Raw genomic sequence first — 17,837 nt, 5'->3', positions numbered from 1 at the left:
ATGCGCTCAGCAGCCCTTTTCCGAAGCCTTGCAGCTTTCATCGCGGATGCCGCGGAACTCGTCCCCGTCGTTCCAGTTGGGCCAGCTGGTGCTCGTCGCCATCATCCGGCCGAGGCGGTAGTAGAGCTGGAGGTCGGTCATCACGCCCGACCAGTCCCAGCTCTCGTCGAACTCGTCCTTGGGGCCGTGATAGCGCTTTTCGGTGTAGTCTGCCGCCGCCGCAGCCCCGGCCTCGCGCCCGCCTTGCACCAGATCCTCGCCGCCTTCGAAATAGACCATCGGCACGCCCAGCTTGGCAAAGGCGAAGTGGTCGGAGCGGTAGTAGTACCCCGCCTCGGGCTTGGCATCCGGTGTCGCCACGCGGCCATCGGCCTTCAGTGCGGCTTCGAGGAAGATGTCGAGCTGCGACTTGCCGAGGCCGATCACGGTCACGTCCTTCGCCGGGCCTGCCAGCGACAGCGCGTCCATGTTCACGCCGCCGACGGTCTGCGATAGCGGGAAGACCGGGTTCTGGGCGTAATAGGTCGCCCCCAGAAGCCCCGATTCCTCCGCCGTCACCGCCAGGAACACCATCGTGCGGCGCGGCGCCCCCGTCTTGGCGTTGGCCTCCGCGAGAGCAACCAGAGCGGCCGTGCCGGTGGCATTGTCGATCGCGCCGTTGCAGATGTCGTCGCCGTCAGGAGCCGGGGTGCAGCGCCCGAGGTGATCCCAGTGCGCGGTGTGGAGCACGTATTCGTCCGGCTTCTCGGTGCCCGGCAGAATCCCGATCACGTTGTGCGACATGAAGCTGCGCACGTCGTTGTCGAAGCTGGTGCCGAGCGTGAGGCCGAGCGGCACCGCCTTAAAGCCCTTGGTCTGCGCCGCCTTGGTCAGCGCGTCCAGATCCTGCCCTGCGGCCTTGAGCATCTGGCGCGCGGCGCTCTCGCTGATCCACCCGTTGACCTCGGTCAGCGGCTCGGCATCGGGTCCGCGCTGGGCATAGGCCTGCGGGCCGCTCCACGAGGATTGCACCACGTTCCAGCCATAGGCGGCAGGCGCGGTCTGGTGGACGATCAGCGCGCCCGCGGCACCCTGACGCCCGGCCTCCTCGAACTTGTAGGTCCAGCGGCCGTAATAGGTCATCGCCTTGCCGTTGAAGGGGCCTTCCAGCCCGGCGGTCTGCCAGTCGGGATCATTGACAAGGATCACCACCGTCTTGCCCTTCACGTCGAGGCCCGCGTAGTCGTTCCAGCCCTTTTCCGGCGCGTTGATGCCGTAGCCGACGAACACAAGCTCGCTGTCCTTGAGGGTGGTCTTGAGCTGTTCGCGATAGGTCGCGCCGACCCAGTCCTTGCCATAGGCGAAGCTCAGCGGCGCGCCCTTTCCGGTGACGGCGAGCGGGGCGTAGTTCTTGCCGGTGATCTCGACCAGCGGGACGTCCTGCACCCACGAGCCCTTGTTGCCGGGCTGCAATCCCGCCGCCTTGAAGCGCTCCGAGAGGTAGGCGATGGTCTTTTCCTCGCCCGCCGAGCCCGGCGCGCGGCCCTCGAAGGCATCGCTCGAAAGCGTGCGGGTGACGTCCTTCATGGTCGCTTCGGAAATCGGCGCAGGGGCGATCTCGGGGATATCGAGCGCCGCGCTCGCATCGCCGGGCGCGGGCATCCCCTCGCAGGCAGCGAGCGCGAGCGCGCCTGCGACGAGGGCTCCGAAGGCGGACAGGCGGATGGTCATGGCAGGCTCTCCAGAAGTGCGCGTTCCCCTTCGCAGAGCCGCGATGGCTGCGCAAGCACACCCCTTGCGGGCAAAGCCACGGGGGGCCAGAGAGGCCCGCGATGGGAGAGAGCTTCACCCCCGACTGGCAAGGCGCGCTCCACCGCGCCCGCACCCATGCGCCCTTTCTGGCGCGCGCGCTCGATCGCCAACCAGAGCTTGCCGCGCTGCTCGAAGCGGGCGAGGGCGAGGCCGCGCTGGCATGGGCGCGGGCGCGGGGGGAGGAGCCGGACGCCGAACTGGCGCTGCGGCGCGAGCGGCTGGCGCTGGCGGCGGCGCTGGCGGTGGGCGATCTGGCAGGGGCCTTCCCGCTCGCCCGCGTGGTGGGCGAACTCACCGCCTTCGCCGACCGCGCATTGGACCGCGCGATCCGCACCGCGATTGCCGAACGTACCGGAGAGGACAGCGCCGACGGGATGATCGCCCTCGCCCTCGGCAAGCAGGGGGCTGGCGAGCTCAACTATTCCTCGGACATCGACCCGATCCTGCTGTTCGACCGCGACCACCTGCCGCGCCGGTCTTCCGACGATCCGGGCGAGGCGGCGCAGCGCTATGCCCGGCGGGTGGTGGCGCTGCTCTCGGCCAACACGGCGGAAGGTTACGCCCTGCGCGTCGATCTGCGCCTCAGGCCCGCGAGCGAGGTTAGCCCCCTCGCTGTGCCGGTCGGCGCAGCGCTGACCCATTATCAGGGGCAGGCCCTCGCCTGGGAGCGCGCCGCCTTCATCCGCGCCCGCGCGGCGGCGGGGGACGTTGCGGCAGGCGAGGACTTCCTCGCCGCGATCCTCTCCTTCGTCTGGCGCTCGCAGCTCGATTTCGGCGCGATCGAGGAGATCAGCGCGCTCACCCACCGCATCCGCGACAGCCACGAAGGGCCCGCCGCTCCCGGCCCCGGGTTCGACGTGAAGCGCGGGCGCGGGGGCATCCGCGAGATCGAATTCTACGCCCAGACCCACCAGCTGATCCACGGCGGGCGTGACGCCTCGCTGCGCGTGCGCGGCACCCGCGCGGCGCTCGATGCGCTGGCAAGCGCGGGGTGGATCGCCCCGGAGAACGCCGTGATCCTCGGCGAGGGCTATGACCGCCTGCGCGCGATCGAGCATCGCTTGCAAATGGTCCACGACCGCCAGACCCACGCGCTGCCCGAAGGCGAGGCGCTCGACAATGTCGCGCGGCTCGATGGCCTTGCCGACGGGGCGGCGCTGGTGGCGGAGCTGACCGAACTCACCGAACGCACGGGACGCATCTACGAGGAACTGATCGGCCGCACCGATACCACTGCCGTCGCGGTCGCCATGCCCGCCAGCGCGCTCGCGGGGCAACTCGCGGCATGGGGCTTTGCCGAGCCCGAAGTGCTGGCCGAACGGGTCGAGACCTGGCGCGACGGGCGCTTTGCCGCGATCCGCAGCCCGCAGGCGGTGGAGGCATGGGACCGCCTCGCCCCGCTGCTGCTCGAGGCCATCGCCAAGAGCGACGATCCGATGCGCGCGATCACCCGCTGGGAGCGGATCGTCGAGAGCGTGCCGTCTGCCATCACGACCTTCCGCCTGCTCGCCGCGCGCCCCGACCTCATCGCGCGCCTTGTCGCCGCGCTCACCCTCGCCCCCGTGCTGTCGGACGAGCTGGCGCGGAAACCCGAGCTGCTCGACACGCTGGTCGACCGCGACGCGCTCGACCTGCCGGGCGATGTGAGCGCGATCATGGTGAGGATGCACGGGGCGGCGATCCGCGATGATTACGAGGCGCTGCTCGATGCGATCCGCATCGTCACCGGCGAGATCCGCTTCGCGCTCGGCATCCAGCTGATCGAGGGGCTGGCAGACCCGCTCGACATCGCCCGCGCCCTCTCGCGCACCGCCGAGGCCGCGCTCCAGCTGGCGACCGAGGCGACCGTCGAGGAATTTGCCGCCAAGCACGGGCGCATTGCGGCGAGCGAGCTGCTGATCCTCGGCCTCGGGCGGCTGGGCGGCGGCGCGCTCACCCATGCGAGCGACCTCGACATCGTCTACCTTTTCACCGGCGATTTCGCCGCTCAGTCCGATGGCGCGCGGCCGCTGGGGGGCACGATCTACTACAACCGCCTCGCCAGCCGGGTCAGCGCCGCGCTCTCGGTGCCGACCGCGCAGGGGGCGCTCTACGAGGTCGACACAAGGCTTCGCCCGCAGGGCAATCAGGGGCCGCTGGCGGTCTCCTGCGAGGCTTTTGGCAAATACCAGCGCGAGGCGGCGTGGACGTGGGAGCACATGGCGCTCGCCCGCGCGCGGGTGCTCTATGGTTCGCCCCGGGCGCGCGCCGAACTGGAAGCGGTGCTCGCCGAGGTGCTTCACGCCCCCCGCGACCGCGAGGCGCTGCGCGATGCGGTGCTGGCGATGCGCGCCGAGATGGCGAAGCACAAGCAGCCCGGCGGTCCGGTCGATGCCAAGCTCGCGCGCGGGGGGCTGGTCGATATCGAGTTCCTCGTCCATTACCTGCAACTGAAGGGCGAAACCGCCGATGGTCGCGCGCTGGCCGAGGCCGCGCCGGGCGCGCTCTCGCCCGATCTCGAAATCGCGATCCAAGGGCTGGCAGCGGCAGGGCTGGTGCCCGCCGACCTTGCCCAGCCCCATGCATTGATGAGCCGGATGCTCGTCGCCGGACGCCTGCTCGCCCCCGATGGACGCGAACCCCCGCCCTCGGGCGCGCGGGCGCTGGCGCGGGCCTGCGGCTGCGATTCCTACGCCGACCTGCTCGCCGCCTTTGCCGCAGCGCGCGGGACGGTCGCCGCGGCGTGGAAACAAATTCTGGGCACAGACATTCTCGAAACCGAACAGGAGAACCCCGCATGAGCAACTTCCCCGGCGTCGGCGACGCCATCCCCGATATCGCCATGGAAACCCCCGAGGGCGGCAGCGTGAAGCCCTCGGACTTCGCCGGCTCCAAACTGGTGATCTTCTTCTACCCCAAGGACGACACCCCGGGCTGCACCACCGAGAACAAGGATTTCTCGGCGCTCAAGGACCAGTTCGAGGCGGCGGGCACGAAGCTGCTCGGCGTTTCCAAGGACCCGGCCAAGAAGCACGCCAAGTTCATCGCCAAGCACGGCCTCACCGCGCCGCTGGCGACCGACGCCGAAGAGGGCGGCCTCTCGGACGCGCTCGGCGTGTGGGCGGAGAAGCAGATGTACGGCAAGACCTACATGGGCATGGTCCGCGCGACCTATCTGGTTGGCCCGGACGGCAAGATCGCGCAGATCTGGGACAAGGTGAAGGTCGCCGGCCACGCAGAGGAAGTGCTGGCGGCGGCCAAGGCGCTTTGACGCACCCATGACAACCGTCGCCCGCGCCATCCGCGCCGCGCTGCTCACCCCCGAGCCGCGGGCCAAGTGCTTCGCCACCCGCCAGCTCGCGCGCGACTGGCGGGCGGGGCGGCTGGCGTGGGAATTCGACGCCGCCATGCCCGACCAGCCGGCCTGGCCGGAGCGGCCCGAGCTGCTCCCTCCGAATCAGATGCCCAAGCGTGGGCGTGGCGGGAGCGAGCGGGCGCGAATCGCCCTGTGGCACAGCCTTGCCCATATCGAGTTCGTCGCGATCGACCTCGCGCTCGACATGGCGGGGCGATTCGGGGCGGAGATGGGGCCGGAGTTCGTCAGCGACTTTCTGGCGGTCGCGGCGGACGAGGCGATGCACTTCGCGCTGCTGGCGCGGAAGCTCGAAACGCTCGGCAGCCATTACGGCGCCCTGCCCGCCCACGCCGGGCTGTGGGAGGCCGCCTTCGCCACCCGCCACGATGTCGCCGCGCGGCTCGCCGTGGTGCCGATGGTGCTCGAAGCGCGCGGGCTGGACGTAACGCCGATGACGCTGGAACGCGTCGCGGCGAGCGGCGATGCCAACGGCGCAAAAATCCTCACAAGGATACTTGACGACGAAATCCGCCACGTCGCGATGGGCACCAAGCACTTTTTGCGCTGTGCCGAAACGGCGCAGACCGAACCCGAATCCCTTTGGCAGAGCCTCGTAAAACGGCATTTCAGGGGGCACGTTAAGCCACCGTTCAACGACTCGGCGCGTCTTGCAGCCGGTTTGTCGCGCGGTTTCTACGCAACGATTGCGTATTAACGACTCACCCGGATAACCACACTCCAACGAAGGCGCGCATCAGACGTGCTCGAATATTCCTACGGCACCGCGCCAAACGGCAGGGCCGCAATCGGGACCGGGTCAGTTATGAACTTCAACGTGCGTCAGGTGATCAAGCTCGCTGCAACGGGCTGCGTCGCTGTCCTGGTTTCCGCCGCTTCGCCGGCCTTCGCCAACACCGCCAATTCCGCCGCCTCGACCACGACCACCACCACCGCTGCTGCCGACGTCACCGCGCCGCTGCGCGAAGGCCAGCCCGACATCGTCGACAACGGCGATGCCCGCTTCAAGTCGCTCTTTGCCAGCTGGACCGCCATCGAGCGCACCTCGCCGACCTCGGGTCCGGCCGCCGGCAGCGAAGTCGTGACCGCCTATTCCTCGCCCGTCCCGACCCGCGGCATCTCGGTGCCCTCGCGCATGCCGCTCGAAGGCGCATCGCTCACCAGCGGCTTCGGGATGCGGACCCACCCCGTGCTCGGCGGCCGCCGCCAGCATCAGGGCATCGATCTCGCCGCGCCGACCGGCACCCCGGTCTACGCCACCGCCGATGGTGTCGTGAGCCGCGCGGACTGGTTCTCGAGCTACGGCCTGTTCATCAGCCTCGAGCATGGCGCCGCGATGCAGACCCGCTACGGCCACCTCTCGCGTCTCGCGGTTGCCGCGGGCGACACCGTGAAGAAGGGCGACCTGATCGGCTACGTCGGTTCGACCGGCCGTTCGACCGGCCCGCACCTTCATTACGAAGTTCGCGTCGAGGGTCTTGCAGTCAATCCGATTCCGTATATGGTGGAGAGCGAAGCACAGCTGGCCTACGCCCGCGATGCGCGCCTCGACGGTCAGGGCGGCGAGTAAGCCCCCAGGCAGGAAGGCCTTTCGAGATTGCCCGTGTAAACGGGCCGGACATTGGAGAGGGTGTCCGAACATGGGCGGCGGGTTATCCCGCCGCCTTTTTTCTTGTCTTGGCCACCCCGCCACCGCGTGGCGCGCCTATTGAGTAGCACTTCACATACTCTTTTCCCTTGCGAGCGTTCCCGCGCCCGCTAGATTTTCTCGCGAGAGAGAACGCTGGCAGCTCCGCCCCCCCTTTGTGGTGCTGCCGTTGGGGAGAGAGATAATGTCGATGCACCCGATCGCGCACGCCGCGACCCGCCCTGATCATCCGGCAGTCATCATGACCGGATCGGGCAAGCAGATCACCTATGGCGAGATGGAGGCGGAATCGAACCGCTTCGCGCATCTGCTGCGAGCCCACGGGATCGGCGCGGGCGATGCCTTCGCGGTGCTGCTCGAAAACCGGATCGAGTATTTCACCCTGATCTGGGGCTCCCAGCGCGCGGGCACGATGCTGGTGCCGATCTCTTCGCGCCTGACCGCGCCCGAGGCGGCCTATATCATCCGCGACGCGCAGGCGAGCCTGCTGATCACCAGCGTCTATTTCGCCGGGATGCTCGGCGATATCCGCAAGGAATGCCCGGGCCTCAGCGTGCTGGTGATGGACAGCGGGGACGCGGAAGATTTCGCCGCTGCGCTCGCCGCGCAGACTTCGACGCCGATTCCCGACCAGAGCGCCGGGATGGTGATGCTCTATTCCTCGGGCACCACCGGCCGCCCCAAGGGCATCCGCCCCGCCCCGCCCGCCGACCCCGATCCGCAGGCCGCCGTGCCGCTGGTCGGCCTTGCGGTAATGGGCGCCGGAATGCCGACCGACGGCTCGATGATCTACCTCTCCCCTGCCCCGCTCTACCATGCCGCCCCGATCGGCTGGTGCTCGGTCGTCCACCGGCTCGGCGGGACGGTGGTGATGATGGAGAAATTCGATCCCGAAGAGGCGCTCGCCGCGATCGAGAAGTACAAGGTGACCGACAGCCAGTGGGTGCCGACCCACTTCGTGCGCTTCCTCAAGCTCGATCCCGCGGTGCGCACGAAATACGACCTCTCCAGCCACCAGCGCGCGCTCCACGCCGCCGCGCCCTGCCCCGTGCCGATCAAGCAGGAGATGATCGCATGGTGGGGCCCCATCGTGAACGAATACTACGCCGGCAGCGAGAGCATCGGCATGACCATGATCCGCTCGGCGGACTGGCTCACCCACCCCGGCAGCGTCGGCAAGGCGATCTACGGCACGCTCCACATCTGCGGGCCGGATGGCGAGGAAGTCGGCCCCGGCGAGGACGGGCTGATCTATTTCGAGAACGCCCTGCTCCCCACCTATCACAACGATCCCGACAAGACCCGCGAGGCGATGCACCCCAAGGGCTGGATGACGCTGGGCGACATCGGGCATCTGGATAGCGACGGCTTCCTGTTCCTGACCGACCGCAAGAGCCACATGATCATCAGCGGGGGCGTCAACATCTACCCGCAAGAGATCGAGAACCTGCTCGTCACCCACGAGAAGGTGATGGACGCCGCGGTGATCGGCGCGCCCTGCCCCGACCTCGGCGAAAAGGTGGTCGCGGTGGTGCAGCCCAAGGACATGGCGCACGCGGGCGAGGCACTGGAAGCGGAGCTGCGCGAATTCCTCAGCCCCAGCCTCTCCAAGATCAAGATGCCCAAGCTGTTCGATTTCCGCCCCGATCTCCCGCGCGAGGCCAACGGCAAGCTCTACAAGCGCGAGCTGCGGGATGAGTATGCGGCCAAGGCGAAGGAAGCTGCGGAGTGAGCGGGGAGGCGGTGCTGGCGGGCGACCTCGCCCGCGCGGTGATCGACCCGCACGGCTATGCCCAGTGGGACGGGCTGCTCGACACCTTCGACCATATCCGCGCGACCACGCCCGTGGCGAAGGTGCAGCCCGACACGCCCGGGCTGTTCGATCCCTTCTGGCTCGTCACCCGCTATGACGACGTGATGCGGATATCGAAGGACAACGCCGCCTTCCTCAACAACCCGCGCCCCGTCGTCTTTAGCTTCAACCAGGCGATCGAGTTCAGCCGCGCGGCGACGGGCTCGAACATGCTGGTCGATTCGCTGGTGGTGTTCGACGCGCCGATCCATCCCAAGTACCGCAAGCTGACCCAGGAATGGTTCATGCCGAGGAACCTCGCCAGGCTGGAGGACGAACTGCGCGCGCTCGCCGCCCGCACGGTCGACCGGATGCTTGAGCAAGGGGGCGAGGTCGACTTCGTGAAGGAAGTCTCCGGCCCCTATCCCTTGCGCGTGGTGATGCAGATCCTCGGGGTGCCGCCGGAGGACGAGTTCCGGATGCAGATGCTCACCCAGCAGCTGTTCGGCGGGCAGGACAAGGACCTCTCGGGCAGCGGCATGGAGAACATGACCCCCGAACAGGTGGTGCAGATCGTCGCGGGCGCGGTGAAGACCTTCGAGGATTACTTCGCAGGGATTGCGGAGGATCGCCGCCGCAACCCCACCGAAGACGTCGCCAGCGTCATCGCCAATGCGCTGGTCGATGGCCAGCCGCTCCCCCCGCGCGACATGGCGGGATACTACATCATCGTCGCCACCGCCGGGCATGACACCACCTCGGCGAGCACCGCAGGCGCGATGCAGGCGCTCGCCCGCGATCCCGAGCAATATGCCCGCGTGCGCGCCGACCGCTCGCTGCTCCCCGGCATCGTCGAGGAGGCGATCCGCTGGACCAGCCCCGTGCAGCACTTCATGCGCACCGCGGCCGAGGATTGCGAGCTGGGCGGGCAGCAGATCAAGGCGGGCGACTGGCTGATGATCAACTACGTCGCCGCCAATCATGACCCCGCGCAGTTCCCCGATCCGCGCCGGTTCGACGCCGCGCGCTCGCCCAACCGCCACCTCGCTTTCGGGGCGGGGGCGCACCAGTGCCTCGGCCTGCATCTGGCGCGGCTGGAGATGAAGATCCTGTTCGAGGCTATCCTCGACCGGGTGGCGGCGGTGGAGCCGGCAGGCGAGGCCAAGCGCGCCAGCAGCACCTTTGTCGGCGGTCTCAAGACCCTGCCGCTGCGGGTGACGCCTGCCTGAGAAAGCGGGGGGAAAATCGGCAGCCGCCTGTCCGATTTTCCTGTTACCCCACCGCGCTTTGTCCTAGATTTCGGGGCATGGGATGTCTGTTTCGCCTCGATGATCTGCGGGGGGCCGCGTGAGCCTGCTTGCCGCCCATAATCTGCCCTTTGTCCTCGCGCTGGCGGGGCTGGGGGTGATGGCGCTCGTCCAGGTTACGGGCCTCGGCGATGTGATCGACGGGGCTGCCGATTTCGACGCCGATGGCGGCCTCGAACTGGGCGGAATGGGCGATGCGCTGCTGTCGCTGCTCGGGCTCGGGCGGGTGCCGTTGATGATCTGGCTCGCCAGCCTGATGCTGGTCTTCGCCGCGGTCGGCCTGATCGGCCAGAGCGTGATCGCCGGAATGCTCGGCGCACCGCTTTCGGCCGGATGGGCCGCGCTGTTCGCCGGCGGCGCCGCGCTGCCGCTCAACAGCCTCGCCATGCGGCCGCTGGGCGCGGTGATCCCCAAGGACGAGACCACCGCGATCGAACTCGACGATCTCGTGCGGCGCGATGCCGAGATCCAGATCGGCACCGCGCGCCCCGGCTCGCCCGCCCGCGCGCGGGTGATCGACGTTCACGGGCAGGCCCATTTCGTCATGGTCGAACCCCATGACACCACAACCGAATTGCGGACGGGCGACACCGTCCTGCTGGTGCGCCGCGAAGGGCCAACCTTCTACGGCGTGCGCTACGAAAGCCCGTTGCTCGGGCTCGATTCTTAAAGGGGAACGCACATGTCTTTGACGACCACCACCACGGGCGGCGAACTCGCCACCACCGGGGCAGCGGACAGCACCGCGAGCCTGATCACCTACGGCGCCGTCGGCGTCGGGACGGTGCTGTTTGTCGTCGTGTTCCTCGCCTTCCTGATCCGGCTCTACCGCCGCGCCTCGAAGGAAACCGCATTCGTGCGCACCGGCATGGGCGGCGAGAAGGTGGTGATGAACGGCGGCGCGCTGGTCTTCCCGGTGTTCCACGAGGCGATGCCGGTGAACATGAACACCCTCGTCCTCAGCGTCGTGCGGCGTGACACCGAGGCGCTGATCACGCTCGACCGGCTGCGGATCGACGTGAAGGCCGAATTCTACGTCCGCGTCCGCCCCGATGCCGCGGCGATCGCGATGGCGGCCCAGACGCTCGGCCAGCGCACGATGCAGCCCGACCTGCTGAAGGACCTCGTCGAGGGCAAGTTCGTCGACGCGCTGCGTTCGGTCGCGGCGGGGATGACGATGAACGAGCTGCACGAACAGCGCGCGGACTTCGTGCAGAAGGTGCAGCAGGTCTCCTCCAACGACCTCGCGATGAACGGTCTCGAGCTGGAGTCGGTCTCGCTGACCGGCCTCGACCAGACCAGCATCGAGCACTTCAATGCCAACAACGCCTTTGACGCCGAGGGTCTGACCAAGCTCACCGAGCAGATCGAGGCGCGCAAGAAGCTGCGTAACGACATCGAGCAGGAAACCCGCGTCCAGATCGAGAGCAAGAACCTCGAAGCCAGCAAGAAGAGCTTCGAGATCAGCCGCGACCAGGAATATGCCCGCCTCGAACAGGAGCGCGAGGTCGAGGTGCGGCGCGCGGCGCAGGCAGCCGAAATCGCCCGCGAGCAGGCCGAGCGCAACCGCGAGGCGGAAGCGGCGCGGATCGAGGCCAAGAAGCAGGTCGATGCCCAGCAGATCGAGGCCGACCGCCTCGTCGAGGAAGCGCGCATCGTCCAGCAGCGCGCGCTCGAGATCGCGCGGCAGGAACAGCAGATCGCGGTGCAGAACAAGAGCCGCGAGGAAAGCCAGGCCAAGGCGCAGGCCGATGAGGCCCGCGCCAAGGCGGTCGAAGCCGAGGAACGCGTCGCCACCGCGCGCGAACGCGAGATTGCCGAGCGGCAGAAGACCATCGAACTGATCGAGGCCGCCAAGCAGGCCGAGCGCGACGCGATCGGCGTGAAGGTGCAGGCCGAGGCGGAAAAGGACGCCGCCGCCAACCGTGCCGAGGCGCTGAAGCTCGAAGCGCAGGGCGAGGCCGAGGCCGAAAAGCTGCGCGCGGAAGCCGCCGCGGTGCGCTTCGAGGTCGAAGCGGCGGGCCAGCGCGCGATCAACGAGGCGGCCAACATCCTCTCGAGCGACCAGATCAGCCTCCAGACCAAGATGGCGCTGCTCAAGGTGCTGCCCGAGGTCATCCGCGAGAGCGCCAAGCCGATGGAAGCGATCGATTCGATCAAGATCGTGCAGGTCGACGGGCTCACCAATGGCGGCCGCGCGGCCAACGATGGCGGCGCGGACGGTGGCTCGGGCGGCGGCTCGGGTTCGGGCAACCTTGCGAGCGATGCGGTCGCCGCCGCGCTCGCCTACCGCGCGCAGGCGCCGGTGCTCGACGGGCTGATGAAGGAGCTGGGGCTCGACGGCTCCTCGCTCGGCGGTCTGGTCAAGGGCGCGGCCGAGGCGGAAGCCGAAAAGCCCGCGCCGGCACCCGCTGCGCCCAAGCCCGCGAAACTCGCCAAGCCGCGCGACAATGACGCGGACGACGCGCCGACGGGGGAAGCGGCGGAGTAACCCTCAAACCCGTTCGTCATGAGCTTGTCGAAGCACCGCCCTTCGACAGGCTCAGGGCGAACGGATTTCCCTGTTACTTCAGCAAATCCAGCGCAATCGCGCGCACTTCCTCGGCCATGTCGGGGCGTTGCAGCGCGATTGCCAGCGTCGCCTCGACAAAGCCGACCTTGCTGCCGCAATCGTAGCGGTGGCCGTCGAAGGTCACGGCGTGGAACGGCTGGGTGCCGATCATCTTCGCCATCGCGTCGGTCAGCTGGATCTCCCCGCCCGCGCCCTTGCCCTGGTTTTCCAGCACCCGCATCACCTCGGGCTGGAGGATGTAGCGGCCCGAGACGATCTTGTTCGAGGGCGCCTCGGCGACGGGCGGCTTCTCGACCAGTCCCTTCACCTCGGTCAGCGCGCCAATCTCCGCGCCCGGATCGATCACGCCGTAGCTTGAAACCTGCGCCATCGGCACTTCGAGCACCGAAATGAGGTTCCCGCCGACCTGGTTATAGGCATCGACCATCTGCTTCATGCAGCCCGTGCCCCCGGGCTTCGCCACCATCAGCTCGTCAGGCAGGAAGATCGCGAAGGGCTCGTCACCCACGATCGCGCGCGCGCACCAGATCGCATGGCCGAGGCCCAAGGGCACCTGCTGGCGCACCGCGATCACATCGCCCGGCGTCGCGCGGGTGGGATCGAGCACGCTCAGATCCTTGCCGCGCTCGGTCATGGTCTGTTCGAGTTCGAAGGCGATGTCGAAATGCTCGACGATCCCGGTCTTCCCGCGTCCGGTGACGAAGATCATCTGCTCGATCCCCGCCTCGCGCGCCTCGTCCACCGCGTACTGGATCAGCGGGCGGTCCACCACCGGCAGCAGTTCCTTGGGGACCACCTTGGTCGCGGGGAGGAAACGGGTGCCAAGACCGGCAACGGGAAAAACGGCCTTACGGATCGGCTTGGGAGACATTCGGTGCTCTCGCTGGAAAGGATCGGAAAGTCGCGCGCCCTGCTGGTCTTTTCTTTTCCCGTGCCGCGCCGCGCGGGGAAGGTCAATCTTTGATCGGCGCTGTCGCCTGCGAGTTGCGCCAAAGTCACTTTTCGCTAAGGCAGGGGGCATGGACAAGCTGATCATCAAGGGCGGCAACCGCCTCCAGGGAACCATCCCCATTTCCGGCGCGAAGAACGCCGCGCTCACGCTGATCCCGTGCGCGCTGCTGACCGAGGAGCCGCTGACGCTGCGCAACCTGCCGCGCCTCGCGGATATCGACGGTTTCCAGCACCTGATGAACCAGTTCGGCGTCACCACCGTGATCCAGGGCACGCGCCCCGAGGATTTCGGGCGGGTGATGAGCATGGAGGCGACCCGCATCACCTCCACCGTCGCGCCCTATGATCTCGTCCGCAAAATGCGCGCGTCGATCCTCGTGCTCGGGCCGATGCTGGCGCGTGCGGGCGAGGCGACCGTCTCGATGCCCGGCGGCTGCGCCATCGGCAACCGCCCGATCGACCTGCACCTCAAGGCATTGGAAGCCTTCGGCGCGAAGATCGAGCTCGCCGCGGGCTATGTCCGCGCGACGCAGCCCGATGGCGGGATGCCGGGCGGGGACTTCGATTTCCCCGTCGTCTCCGTCGGCGCGACCGAGAATGCGCTGATGGCCGCCGTGCTGGCGAACGGCACCAGCCGGCTGTTCAACGCCGCGCGCGAGCCGGAAATCGTCGATCTGTGCAACATGCTGGTGGCGATGGGCGCGGAGATCGAGGGGATCGGCACCTCGAACCTCACGATCCACGGCGTCAAGCGCCTGCACGGCGCGACCTACCGCGTCATGCCCGATCGCATCGAGGCGGGCTCCTATGCCTGCGCCGCGGCGATCACCGGCGGCGAAGTGCGTCTGGAAGGCGCGCGCGCGGACGAGATGATGGCGACCATCCATGCGCTGCAAGCGATCGGCTGCGACGTCTCGTGGGACGCCAAGAGCGTCACCGTCGGCGCGAGCGGGCCGCTGAAGGCGACCAACCTCACCACCGCGCCCTATCCGGGCCTTGCCACCGACATGCAGGCGCAGCTGATGGCGCTGCTGTGCAAGGCGGAAGGGGCGAGCGTGCTCAAGGAAACGATCTTCGAGAACCGCTTCATGCACGTGCCGGAACTGGCGCGCATGGGGGCGGACATCACCACCGAAGGCCGCACCGCGATCGTCAAGGGCGTCGACCGCCTGACCGGCGCCGAAATGATGGCGACCGACCTGCGCGCCTCGATGAGCCTCGTGATCGCCGCCCTCGCCGCCGAGGGCGAGACCACCGTGCGGCGGTTGTATCACCTCGACCGCGGCTACGAGCGGCTCGAGGAAAAGCTCCAGCTGGTGGGCGCAGATATCGAGCGGGTGGACGACTGATGCACAATGCCTCGTCGTTGCGAGAAGCCTAGCGACGAAGCAATCCATGGCGTGAGCTTGCCGCAAGTGATCGGTCGATGGACTGCCGCGGCCTTCGGCCTCGCAATGACGAAGGCCGGGACTGGGGGCCTCTAGCGGGGACATCGCGCGGTCCTGACGGGCACCAGACCCCTGCTAAACCCCCGCCAGACCCCCTCCAGACCCCCGCTAGCCCGGGGTCATTTCGATGTTTCACGTGAAACATTCTGCGGCGCGTCGTTCACCACCAGCCACACCCGGATCGCGCTGGCGAGGCCCGGCGGGGTGGGCGATTTGATCCGCTCGGCATCGATGCGGGCGACGAGGGCGGCGATGGCCAGCCCCTCGCGCGCGGCGGCGGCCTTGAGCATCTCCCAGAACAGCGGTTCGAGGCTGATCGAGGTCTGGTGGCCCGCTATGCTCAGCGAGCGCTTGACCGGGGGGTGATAGGGGGAGGGAGTCTCCATCCCCCTCAAGTATTAGGCCGCTTCGAAGTCGTCCACATATTCGGGCAGGAACACCGGCTCGCGCTCCGACCAGCCGGGCGCGGTGGCGGCGGCTTCGGAGAGCGATTGCAGCAGCAGCTTGCGGCGCTCGGGGCGGATCGAGGGCAGGGCGCTCGCGGCGCAGAAGGCGGCGGGCAGATAGGGCCGTGCGCTTGCGCCGAGCAGGCGTTTGTAGAGGAAGCGGAAAGCCGAGAAGCTGGCGATGCGCTCCTGCTCGAGATCGAAGGCGGCAAGGCGCACGAGCTTGCCGATAAAGCGCTCGACCTCGCCCGGCGTGTCGTCCTGCGGGATCAGCGCGCGCAGGGCTTTCAGATCCTGATAGGCGACATATTGCCGGCGGATCGCGACGTTCTCCGCCTCGGAGCGGCCCCAGCGACGGAAGGCGTCGGTGCGGGCGAGGCCGATGTCGAGGCTGCGCTTGATGTAGCGCTGCTCACAAGGGGCGAACCCGGCGAATTCCCGCATCTCGGCAATCGGCATCATCATGGCATGCGTCTCCTTCGGACGAGGAGAACGTCGCACGGCATGGTTAATTTAGTGTTAGGTGGTTTTTACGGAGTTCTTGTGTTCCGCATCGCATCCGCGATGCGAAATCCTCGCTCACACGCCCTGCGGGCGCGTCGCTGCGGGCGGCCGTTCGGCCTTGCGGCTGCTGCGCAGCCGTTACAGCGCCCTACGCTCGGTGGGTTAGATCAACCCCGCCAAAGGCGAGCTCGGGTCAGCATACATCCGCCGCGCCATGCGGCCGGCGAGATAGGCCTCGCGTCCGGCTTCGACCGCCAGCTTCATCGCGCGGGCCATGCGGATCGGGTCTTTCGCCTCGGCGATGGCGGTGTTCATGAGGATGCCGTCGCAGCCGAGCTCCATGCCGACCGCCGCATCCGAGGCCGTTCCCACGCCCGCGTCGACCAGCACCGGCACCTTGGCACCCTCGACAATCAGGCGGATGGTCACGCGGTTCTGGATACCGAGGCCCGAGCCGATTGGCGCGCCCAAAGGCATGATCGCCACCGCGCCCGCGTCTTCCAACTGCTTGGCCGCAATCGGATCGTCGGCGCAGTAGACCATGGGGAGGAAGCCTTCCTTGGCCAGCACCTCGGTCGCCTTCAGGGTCTCGCGCATGTCGGGGTAGAGCGTGCGCGCCTCGCCCAGCACTTCGAGCTTTACGAGGTCCCAGCCCCCCGCCTCGCGCGCCAGGCGGAGAGTCCGCACGGCCTCCTCGCCGGTGAAGCAGCCGGCGGTGTTGGGGAGGTAGGTGATTGTCTTGGGGTCGATGAAGTCGGTCAGCATCGGCGCCTTGGGATCGCTGACATTGACGCGCCGCACAGCGACCGTGACGATCTCCGCCCCGCTGGCTTCCACCGCGGCGGCGTTCTGCTCGAAGCTCTTGTACTTGCCCGTGCCGACGATCAGCCGCGAGGTGAAGGTGCGGCCCGCGACGGTCCAGGTGTCGGGCGTAGAGGTCATGGTCACGTCAGAATGTCCTTATCGGCCCGGCGACGAGTGCCGCGCCACAATGCTCCGGCAAGGCCAAGCCAGAATGAAAGCGCCGTGGCAACCCACAGCATGGCGAGGCCGGCGTGATCGGGGGTCTGTTCCCAGCCGGATTCGCCCGTGATCAGGTCGCAGGCCGGCACGCCGCCGGCGAGCATGACGGTCTGGAAAGAATAGTGCAGCGCCGCCAGCGCCGGAACCGCCGCTACAAGGCCTACCACCCACAGGCGGGACGACCAGCCGAGCGCCGCGAAACCCAGCAGGTTCAGCACCAGCACAAGGGGCGCGACGGCGAGCGAATCCGGTGAGTTGCCCGTGCAGGTCTCGGCCATGAAGGCGAGCGCGCCCAGACCGGCGCCGAGCCACAGCAGAACCGCGCCCAGCAGCGCCCCCATGTCTCAGCCCCCGCCGACGAAGTGCACGATTTCCAGCGTATCACCCTCGTTCAGCGCCGCCTCTGCGAGGGTCGAGCGGGGGACGATTTCGCCATTGCGCTCCACGGCGACCTTCTCGGGGGCGAGTTCCAGCTCGCGCACCAGATCGGCAATGGTCGCAGCGGACGAGCGGTGGGGAGCGCCGTTCAAGGTGATGCTCTTGGTCATGCGCGGTGACATAGTCCCTCGCGCCCGTCAGGCAACCCGCGCGTTTTGATCAGTGCGCGGCGCGCAGGTTCAGCCAATGGGCGACCGAAACGATGGCGACGCCGGCCAGCGTCAGCAGAAATTCGTTGGTCCCGTGCGGCACCAGCAGCGCGACACCCATCAGCGCGAGGCCCCCGGCGGCGATCGCGAAGGGCAGGATCCGCCCGTGGCGCAGCGCGCCCCAGCCGATTGCGAAGGTCGCCACGCCGAGCGCGACGATCAGGCCGATGCGGTGGATGTTCTCGTTCAGCAGGAAGTGCCCGCCGAGGCCCAGCGCCGAAATCACCACCAGCGTCAGCAGGCAATGCACCGCGCACAGGCCCGCCAGCGCGATGCCGAGCTGGTCGAGTCGCCGGCGAAGCGAGCGGCGACTCGCGGAAGGAAGGGCATCGGGGGTCATGCTGGGACGGCACATA

At 68.1% G+C, this 17,837-nt stretch carries 17 protein-coding genes; 9 read left to right on the top strand and 8 right to left on the bottom strand.

What is annotated here, in order from left to right:
• Positions 1 to 6: 6 nt before the first annotated feature.
• Positions 7 to 1,710: a M28 family metallopeptidase gene (locus tag BZF57_RS11120; protein WP_086737754.1), complete on the bottom strand. Its 1,704-nt coding sequence runs from the start codon at positions 1,708 to 1,710 to the stop codon at positions 7 to 9.
• Between the two features lie 101 nt (positions 1,711 to 1,811).
• On the opposite strand from BZF57_RS11120, the gene glnE reads away from it, so the two are divergent.
• From glnE to BZF57_RS11080, 8 genes are all read left to right on the top strand, one after another.
• Positions 1,812 to 4,571, top strand: a complete 2,760-nt coding sequence (glnE, locus tag BZF57_RS11115) for a bifunctional [glutamate--ammonia ligase]-adenylyl-L-tyrosine phosphorylase/[glutamate--ammonia-ligase] adenylyltransferase (RefSeq protein WP_086737752.1) — start codon at positions 1,812 to 1,814, stop codon at positions 4,569 to 4,571.
• Positions 4,568 to 5,041, top strand: a complete 474-nt coding sequence (locus BZF57_RS11110; protein WP_086737750.1) for a peroxiredoxin — start codon at positions 4,568 to 4,570, stop codon at positions 5,039 to 5,041. Before glnE ends, BZF57_RS11110 begins: the two co-directional genes overlap by 4 nt.
• Before the next feature lie 7 nt (positions 5,042 to 5,048).
• Entirely contained in the window at positions 5,049 to 5,840 is a 792-nt protein-coding gene (locus tag BZF57_RS11105; protein WP_086737748.1) for a ferritin-like domain-containing protein, read from the top strand.
• Between the two features lie 108 nt (positions 5,841 to 5,948).
• Positions 5,949 to 6,713: a M23 family metallopeptidase gene (locus tag BZF57_RS11100; protein WP_086737746.1), complete on the top strand. Its 765-nt coding sequence runs from the start codon at positions 5,949 to 5,951 to the stop codon at positions 6,711 to 6,713.
• Between the two features lie 268 nt (positions 6,714 to 6,981).
• Positions 6,982 to 8,523 carry an acyl-CoA synthetase gene (locus tag BZF57_RS11095; RefSeq protein WP_206073247.1) on the top strand — a complete coding sequence of 514 codons (1,542 nt, stop codon included), beginning with the start codon at positions 6,982 to 6,984 and terminating at the stop codon, positions 8,521 to 8,523.
• Positions 8,520 to 9,812 carry a cytochrome P450 gene (locus BZF57_RS11090; RefSeq protein ID WP_086737742.1) on the top strand — a complete coding sequence of 431 codons (1,293 nt, stop codon included), beginning with the start codon at positions 8,520 to 8,522 and terminating at the stop codon, positions 9,810 to 9,812. The genes BZF57_RS11095 and BZF57_RS11090 overlap by 4 nt, the downstream gene beginning before the upstream one ends.
• A gap of 118 nt (positions 9,813 to 9,930) precedes the next feature.
• Positions 9,931 to 10,560 (top strand): OB-fold-containig protein, encoded by a 630-nt coding sequence (locus BZF57_RS11085; protein WP_086737740.1) that lies wholly within the window; start codon positions 9,931 to 9,933, stop codon positions 10,558 to 10,560.
• Positions 10,561 to 10,572: 12 nt separating this feature from the next.
• Positions 10,573 to 12,381 carry a flotillin family protein gene (locus BZF57_RS11080; protein WP_086737738.1) on the top strand — a complete coding sequence of 603 codons (1,809 nt, stop codon included), beginning with the start codon at positions 10,573 to 10,575 and terminating at the stop codon, positions 12,379 to 12,381.
• A 73-nt stretch (positions 12,382 to 12,454) separates the two neighbouring features.
• Here the strand turns inward: BZF57_RS11080 and BZF57_RS11075 are convergent, their stop codons facing one another.
• Entirely contained in the window at positions 12,455 to 13,333 is an 879-nt protein-coding gene (locus BZF57_RS11075) for a UTP--glucose-1-phosphate uridylyltransferase (protein WP_086737736.1), read from the bottom strand.
• 148 nt (positions 13,334 to 13,481) lie between these two features.
• On the opposite strand from BZF57_RS11075, the gene murA reads away from it, so the two are divergent.
• Entirely contained in the window at positions 13,482 to 14,762 is a 1,281-nt protein-coding gene (murA, locus tag BZF57_RS11070) for a UDP-N-acetylglucosamine 1-carboxyvinyltransferase (RefSeq protein ID WP_086737734.1), read from the top strand.
• Between the two features lie 218 nt (positions 14,763 to 14,980).
• On the opposite strand, the gene BZF57_RS11065 is transcribed toward murA, so the two are convergent.
• The 6 genes from BZF57_RS11065 to BZF57_RS11040 form a co-directional block, all read right to left on the bottom strand.
• On the bottom strand, positions 14,981 to 15,247 hold the full coding sequence (locus tag BZF57_RS11065; protein ID WP_086737732.1) for a ribbon-helix-helix domain-containing protein: 267 nt from the start codon (positions 15,245 to 15,247) through the stop codon (positions 14,981 to 14,983).
• Between the two features lie 12 nt (positions 15,248 to 15,259).
• The gene (locus BZF57_RS11060) at positions 15,260 to 15,772 is read right to left on the bottom strand and encodes a hypothetical protein (RefSeq protein WP_086737730.1); all 513 of its coding nucleotides are present in this window, start codon (positions 15,770 to 15,772) and stop codon (positions 15,260 to 15,262) included.
• Between the two features lie 201 nt (positions 15,773 to 15,973).
• Complete coding sequence (locus BZF57_RS11055; RefSeq protein ID WP_086737728.1) at positions 15,974 to 16,753, bottom strand: bifunctional sulfur carrier protein/thiazole synthase protein; 780 nt, start codon at positions 16,751 to 16,753, stop codon at positions 15,974 to 15,976.
• 2 nt (positions 16,754 to 16,755) lie between these two features.
• Entirely contained in the window at positions 16,756 to 17,175 is a 420-nt protein-coding gene (locus BZF57_RS11050; protein ID WP_086737726.1) for a hypothetical protein, read from the bottom strand.
• A 3-nt stretch (positions 17,176 to 17,178) separates the two neighbouring features.
• Positions 17,179 to 17,382, bottom strand: a complete 204-nt coding sequence (gene thiS, locus BZF57_RS11045; RefSeq protein ID WP_420810196.1) for a sulfur carrier protein ThiS — start codon at positions 17,380 to 17,382, stop codon at positions 17,179 to 17,181.
• 49 nt (positions 17,383 to 17,431) lie between these two features.
• Positions 17,432 to 17,821, bottom strand: a complete 390-nt coding sequence (locus BZF57_RS11040; RefSeq protein ID WP_086737722.1) for a MerC domain-containing protein — start codon at positions 17,819 to 17,821, stop codon at positions 17,432 to 17,434.
• Between the last annotated feature and the right edge of the window lie 16 nt (positions 17,822 to 17,837).

Source organism: Erythrobacter colymbi (assembly GCF_002155685.1).
In the GTDB taxonomy this organism is placed as follows: Bacteria; Pseudomonadota; Alphaproteobacteria; order Sphingomonadales; family Sphingomonadaceae; genus Erythrobacter; species Erythrobacter colymbi.
Note: the sequence above shows the minus strand (reverse complement) of the source record. Positions and strands in the feature narration are given on the sequence as shown.